General features: G+C 63.8%; 7 protein-coding genes. 5 read left to right on the forward strand and 2 right to left on the reverse strand.

Translation table 11 applies throughout. From position 1 onward, the window contains the following. Nucleotides 1–34: 34 nt before the first annotated feature. The gene (locus tag QJT78_RS20290) at nt 35–400 is read left to right on the forward strand and encodes a response regulator (protein ID WP_008566616.1); all 366 of its coding nucleotides are present in this window, start codon (nt 35–37) and stop codon (nt 398–400) included. 14 nt (nt 401–414) lie between these two features. After that, nucleotides 415–1,788, forward strand: coding sequence for a PleD family two-component system response regulator (locus QJT78_RS20295; RefSeq protein WP_028150565.1), 1,374 nt, complete (start codon nt 415–417; stop codon nt 1,786–1,788). Nucleotides 1,789–2,124: 336 nt separating this feature from the next. On the opposite strand, the gene QJT78_RS20300 is transcribed toward QJT78_RS20295, so the two are convergent. Then, a complete protein-coding gene (locus QJT78_RS20300) occupies nt 2,125–2,730 on the reverse strand; it encodes a TetR/AcrR family transcriptional regulator (protein ID WP_028150566.1) in 606 nt (201 codons plus the stop codon). A 129-nt stretch (nt 2,731–2,859) separates the two neighbouring features. On the opposite strand from QJT78_RS20300, the gene QJT78_RS20305 reads away from it, so the two are divergent. Beyond that, nucleotides 2,860–4,098 (forward strand): MFS transporter, encoded by a 1,239-nt coding sequence (locus QJT78_RS20305; protein WP_028150567.1) that lies wholly within the window; start codon nt 2,860–2,862, stop codon nt 4,096–4,098. A gap of 104 nt (nt 4,099–4,202) precedes the next feature. On the opposite strand, the gene QJT78_RS20310 is transcribed toward QJT78_RS20305, so the two are convergent. Further along, the gene (locus QJT78_RS20310) at nt 4,203–5,057 is read right to left on the reverse strand and encodes an arylamine N-acetyltransferase (protein ID WP_049807952.1); all 855 of its coding nucleotides are present in this window, start codon (nt 5,055–5,057) and stop codon (nt 4,203–4,205) included. On the opposite strand from QJT78_RS20310, the gene QJT78_RS20315 reads away from it, so the two are divergent. Together QJT78_RS20315 and QJT78_RS20320 are read left to right on the forward strand one after the other, a co-directional pair. Beyond that, on the forward strand, nt 5,047–5,229 hold the full coding sequence (locus tag QJT78_RS20315; protein ID WP_028150568.1) for a hypothetical protein: 183 nt from the start codon (nt 5,047–5,049) through the stop codon (nt 5,227–5,229). The two genes, QJT78_RS20310 and QJT78_RS20315, sit on opposite strands and share 11 nt — an antisense overlap. A gap of 152 nt (nt 5,230–5,381) precedes the next feature. Further along, nucleotides 5,382–6,119, forward strand: a 738-nt coding sequence (locus QJT78_RS20320; RefSeq protein ID WP_281460285.1) for a transposase, incomplete at its 3' end; no start/stop codon positions are given.

Consider the following 6,119-nt stretch of genomic DNA (forward strand, 5'->3'; position numbering starts at 1 on the left):
ATGTATAGGGCTTCGTGCCAATCAGGAGGGCGGGATGGCTAAGACCGTCCTGATCGTGGAAGACAACGAGCTCAACATGAAGCTCTTCCGCGACCTGTTGGAGGCACACGGTTACCAGACCTCCGGCACCAGCAACGGCTACGAGGCGCTCGACCTCGTTCGCAAGATGCGGCCCGACCTCGTGCTGATGGATATCCAATTGCCGCAGGTCTCGGGCCTCGAGGTCACGCGCTGGATCAAGGACGATCCGGAGCTGCGCGCCATTCCCGTCGTCGCGGTCACGGCGTTCGCGATGAAGGGCGACGAAGAGCGCATCCGCGAGGGCGGCTGCGAGGCCTATTTGTCCAAGCCGATCTCGGTCGGCAAATTCATTGAGACGGTCCGGCGTTTTATCGGATAGGAAGTGAGTTCAAAGTGTCCGCGCGTATCCTGGTTGTCGATGACGTTCCCGCCAACGTCAAACTCCTCGAAGCTCGCCTGTCCGCCGAATATTTCGACGTGATGACCGCCTCGAACGGCACCGAGGCGCTGGCGCTGGCCAGCCGCGCCGAATGCGACATCATCCTGCTCGACGTGATGATGCCCGACATGGACGGCTTTGAAGTCTGCCGCCGCCTCAAGACCGATCCGGCGACGCACCACATCCCCGTCGTGATGGTCACCGCGCTCGACAGCCCCGCCGACCGCAATCGCGGGCTGGAAGCCGGCGCCGACGATTTCCTGACCAAGCCTGTCTCCGACGTCGTGCTGATCGCGCGCGTGCGCTCGCTGACGCGGCTGAAGATGATGACCGATGAGCTGCGCATGCGCGCCATCACCTCGCTCGAGATCGGCATGCAGGCGCCCGAGCGTAGCGCCGTGGCCGACACCGGCCGGGGCGGCCGCATTCTGCTGGTCGACGACCGTCAGTCCTCCTATGAGCGGCTGGCGACGATCCTCGCCGCGGAGCACACCATCGACGTCGAGCCGAACCCGACGGAAGCGCTGTTCCACGCCGCCGAGGGCAATTACGACCTGCTGATCGTCTCGCTCGACCTCAACAATTTCGACGGGCTGCGGCTGTGCAGCCAGGCCCGCTCGCTGGAGCGCACGCGCCATGTACCGATCCTGGCGATCGCGGACCCCGAGAACTCGACGCGGCTGCTTCGCGGCCTCGAGATCGGCGTCAACGACTACCTGCTGCGCCCGATCGACAAGACCGAGCTGCTGGCCCGCGCCCGCACACAGATCCGTCGCCGCCGCTACACCGATCATTTGCGCGACAACGTGCAGAACTCGATCGAGATGGCGATCACCGACGCGCTCACCGGCCTGCACAATCGCCGCTACATGGAGAGCCATCTGGCGACGCTCGCTGACCAAGCCTCGACCCGCGGCAAGCCCCTGGCGCTGATGATTCTGGACATCGACTATTTCAAGTCGATCAACGACAATTACGGCCACGACGCCGGCGACGACGTGCTGCGCGAGTTCGCGGTGCGCGTGCGCAAGTCGATCCGCGGCATCGACCTGGCCTGTCGCTACGGCGGCGAGGAGTTCGTCATCGTGATGCCGGAGACCGATCTGCACGTTGCCGGCATGGTCGCCGAGCGCCTGCGCCGTTCGATCGCGGGCGAGCCGTTCGCCGTCCACAAGGGCACCAAGCGCATCGAGGTCACGATCTCGATCGGCCTCACCACGCTGGAGCAGAAGGGCGAGGCGGTCGCCGACGTCCTCAAGCGCGCGGACACCGCGCTGTATCGCGCCAAGCACGATGGGCGTAACCGGGTGGTGTCGCAGGCGGCGTGAGGCTGCCCGCAACAAAAACTGCGAAAACAACCCCATGCACAGTAGCCGGCGTTAGCCGGATCAATGGCTTATGCGTGGGGCATGACGGTCGATGCCGGTTGCACCGGCATTTGACACGTCGGGCAAAACAGGAGCATTTTGATAGGATCGGGCAGGGCGCGGTTGTTGCGCGAAGCCCTCTCCCCAAACTTCGCTGTTCCCCAAACTCCACTGTCATTCCCCGCGTAGGCGGGGAATCCAGTACGCCGCGGCCTCTCGGTTCTAGCCTCGCTGTCTCTGGAATACTGGATCACCCGCTTTCGCGGGTGATGACACCGAACGATACGGCCGCAGTGCTCAGTGTGACGTGCGCTTGCCTGCCGTTGCCGGCTTCTCCGTATCACCCACATCCACGCCCGCATTCCGCAGCAGCACCTTCGCCGCTTCCTTCGCGGCGCGGGCCATCGCGGGGTCGTCGCGCACGAGGTCCTGCGCGATCGAGCCGTCGACCAGGAGCACGAGCTGGGTGGCGAGCGCATCCGCCTCCGCAACACCGAGCTCGTTCAACCGCTCGCGAAACCAGACGCGGCGGCTTTCCTTGAAGGCGATTGCGATCTTCTTCACGGCGCGGTCCTTGGGGCCAAGCTCGGCGACCGCATTGACGAACGGGCAGCCGCGAAAATCCTTGGCCGCAAAGCGCCGCTCCAGCGAATCGAAGGTGCCAAGAATCTGCTCGGCCGGGGGCTTGTCGGAGGGGCGCGGCTTGACGAAGCGCCGCTCCAGATAGGCCGCGATCAGCGCGTCCTTGGAGGGGAAGTGGTTGTAGAGCGTGCGCTTGGAGATACCGATCTCGGCCGCGATGGTGTCGACGCCGATGGCGCGAATGCCTTGCAGATAGAACAGCTTGTCGGCGGTCTCGAGGATCCGCTCCTTCATCGTCTGTGGTGTGGGCGGGGGAGCCATGCGGCAGCGTGCGTCCTGTTCGCTTGACAGCGTGCACCTTTCATAGCCTAAGTACACAGGTCTGTGTAACTAAAAACATCGAGAATTGCAGACGCCGGCGCGCGCGTCGCGCCAGCGAGGGAGAAAAATATGCCCCTTTTGCAGGTCCTGCGTCCGACATTGCCCATCCTGATCGGCGCCTCGATCATGCTGACACTGAGCATGGGGCTGCGGCAGAGCCTAGGCATCTTCATGCAGCCGCTGACGCACGACATCCACATCTCGATCTCCGATTTCACGCTGGCGCTGGCCGTGCAGAACCTCGCCTGGGGCTTTCTCCAGCCGCTGGCCGGCGCCATGACGGTGCGCTACGGCTTCCGCCCGATCATGATCGTGGGCGCGCTGATGTACATCGTGGGCCTCATCCTGATGGCGACCGCGAACGGGCTCGTCAGCATCATGATCGGCGCCGGCGTGCTGATCGGCACCTCGCTCGCCTGTACCGCGGCGGCGATCGCGATGTCGGTGGCCGCGCGCGCTGTACCAGAGACCGTGCGCTCCACCGTGCTCGGCATGGTCTCCGGCGCGGGCTCGCTCGGCGCGCTGCTGTCGGCGCCGATCGGGCAGTTGCTCAACGAAGGATTTGGCTGGCGCGTCGGGCTCGCCGGTTTCGTGATCATGTCGGTGCTGATGATCCCTGCGGCGTGGTATGCGGGCCGCATCGACGCGATTCCGCTGCCGAAGCCCGCCGCCGACGACATCGGGGATGCCACCGCTGCGACGGCTGCGAAGACGGCGTTCGGCAACGCGTCCTTCGTGGTGATGACCTGCGCCTACCTCGTCTGCGGTATGCAGCTCGTGTTTCTCACCACGCATCTGCCGTCCTATCTTGCGATCTGCGGCCTCGATCCGATGCTGAGCGCGCAGACGCTCGGCATGATCGGCGGCTTCAACGTGCTGGGCTCGCTGTTCTTCGGCTGGGCGGGCCAGCGCTGGAACAAGCTGGCGCTACTGGGCGGCATCTACATCCTGCGCTCGCTCGCGCTTGCCTGGTATTTCATGCTGCCGGCGACGTCGTTCTCGACGCTGCTGTTCGGCGCCATCATGGGCTTCCTCTGGATGGGGGTCGGCCCGCTGGTCGCCGGCGCGGTCGCCGAAATGTTCGGCCTGCGCTGGCAGGCGATGATCCAGGGCCTCGCCTTCATGAGCCACCAGATCGGCAGCTTCCTCGGCGCCTACGGAGGAGGGGTGCTCTACGACACGCTCGGCTCCTACACCATGGCCTGGCGCATCGGCGTGGCGCTCGGTCTGGCCGGCGGCATCATCCAGGTCGCATTCGCGCTGATCCGGCCGTCGCAGCCGCCGTCGCCGGTGCTGCGGACGGCGTAGCGGGGCGGTGCTCGCTAACGTCAGCTTGGGAGCTTATAGCGGACGCCACGCTGCTTGGTCGTGATGGCTGCTCGTGGCCCGTTTCGTATCTGGACTAAGAGAGCCTAAGCAAAGAAGGGGTGCGGAGCGTCTCCCGTTCCTTTCGCCTTCATAACCGCAACGCACGCATCGATCTGCTGGTCGGACACGTTTAGTCGGAATTCGCCGCGCAGCACGTCCCTAAAATCGCTTTCGGTCGCCAACCAGCGTTTCTCGGCGTGCCCGTCTGCGTCGCGCACTGTGACACGCGCGTTGTACATAGTGATCCGGCTCCTGTTCGGTCCCGGCTTTGCCACGATAATGTTGCCTTGGTATGGCGTATCCGGATGGGTCGCAGTGTACCAGTTGGTAATCTCGTATTCGCCATCGTAGCGGGGATAAGGAATGACCCGGTAGATGTGCTGCCAGCCATGCTTGAGCCGCGCCTGGAGCGTCAGCTCGCCGCCAATATCAATGAAACGCATGACCTCGTGGGGCGTCTCTTGTTCGACCTGTGGCACGAGCTTGAGCGCGCAGGTCGGAGCGAGGTTGCCGAAGCCGACATCCGCCAGATAAGTCCCCTCCGGCAACTCCACTTTCAACAGCATGTGGATGGCTGGGCGCGGTGCGTCGATCTCCAGCCCGCGCACGACGCGCCCTTGCAGGCTTGTGATCCTGTAGCCGAGCGACCGAAGCCCGGCTCGGAAGAGCATGTTCTGTTCAAAGCAGTATCCGCCGCGCCCGCTGGCAATCATCTTCTGCTGGAGCGTAAGGATGTCGAGCTTTGGCGGACGCCCGAGCATAATATCGAGCGTTTCATAGGGGATTGAATGCGAGTGTCTGAAAATAAGCTGATTCAGAGTCTCGAGCGTCGGTGTGAGCGGCCCAGTATGGCCGATGCGCGCAAGCCAGGCTTTCTGATCGAGTTGTGTGCCGAGCATCTCATACGCTCCGGACGTCCAGGATGCCTATATTGCCATTTTTCGGCTCGGTATCCCACAGAAGTCTTGGCTACGACGCATCGGCGTGGCGCTGGGCCTGGCCGGCGGCATCATCCAGGTCGCGTTCGCACTGATCCGGCCGTCGCAGCCGCCGGCGCTGCGGACGGCGTAGCGGGGCGGTGCTCGCGAACGTCAGCTTGGGGGCTTACAGCGGATGCCGTGCTGCCTGGTCGTGATGGCCGCTTGTGACCCTGGCTGTGTAAAAACGCGGCGCTTGACGTGATTCTCGCGGTATGATTCCCGCACGATTTGCGGGGGTCTCGGATGAAGCGCTTCATTGAGGGTGCGGATCGTGGGCAGAGCACGCTGTTTCCTGAATGCGTGGAAGACTGGATCGGCGAGGACAATCCAGTTCGTCTCATCGACGTCTTCGTCGATGAACTCGATCTGGCCGAGCTTGGGTTCGGCGGGATCGATCCCGAAGCAACTGGCCGGCCATCGTACCACCCCTCGCTCCTCCTCAAGCTGTACATCTACGGCTATTTGAACCGGGTGCAGTCGAGCCGTCGGCTCGAACGCGAGGCCGGGCGTAATGTCGAGGTCATGTGGCTGCTGGGTCGGCTCGCTCCCGATCACAAGACGATTGCGGACTTCCGCAAGGATAACGGTCCAGCACTTGGCAAGGTCTGCGCGCGCTTCGTCGAACTCTGCCGTGAGATGGGCCTTCTCACGACGGCGAGCGTCGCCATCGATGGCAGCAAGTTTAAGGCCGTGAACAACCGGGACAAGAACTTCACCCGGGCAAAGGTGGAGCGGCGGCGGGCCCAGTTGGAGGAGAGCGTGGCGCGCTATTTGAGCCAACTCGATGCGGCGGACCGGCAGGAACCGACGGAAGCATTGGCCGCGAAGGTGACGAGGCTGACCGAGAAGCTGACGAAGTTGAAAGAGCAGATGGCCAAGCTTGTTGTCCACGAGGAGCAGATGCTTGCCTCGTCTGATCAGCAAATCTCCCTGACCGATCCCGACAGTCGTTCGATGGCAACGAGCGGCCGCGGCTCCGGC

The sequence above is a fragment of the Bradyrhizobium sp. Mp27 genome, from assembly GCF_029953005.1.
Taxonomy (GTDB): Bacteria; Pseudomonadota; Alphaproteobacteria; order Rhizobiales; family Xanthobacteraceae; genus Bradyrhizobium; species Bradyrhizobium barranii.

Coding starts and splice junctions, on each gene's coding strand:
- QJT78_RS20290 (WP_008566616.1), top strand. CDS start 35: ATGGCTAAGACCGTCCTGATCGTGGAAGACAACGAGCTCAACATGAAG.
- QJT78_RS20300 (WP_028150566.1), bottom strand. CDS start 2,730: ATGGCTCCCCCGCCCACACCACAGACGATGAAGGAGCGGATCCTCGAG.
- QJT78_RS20305 (WP_028150567.1), top strand. CDS start 2,860: ATGCCCCTTTTGCAGGTCCTGCGTCCGACATTGCCCATCCTGATCGGC.
- QJT78_RS20310 (WP_049807952.1), bottom strand. CDS start 5,057: ATGCTCGGCACACAACTCGATCAGAAAGCCTGGCTTGCGCGCATCGGC.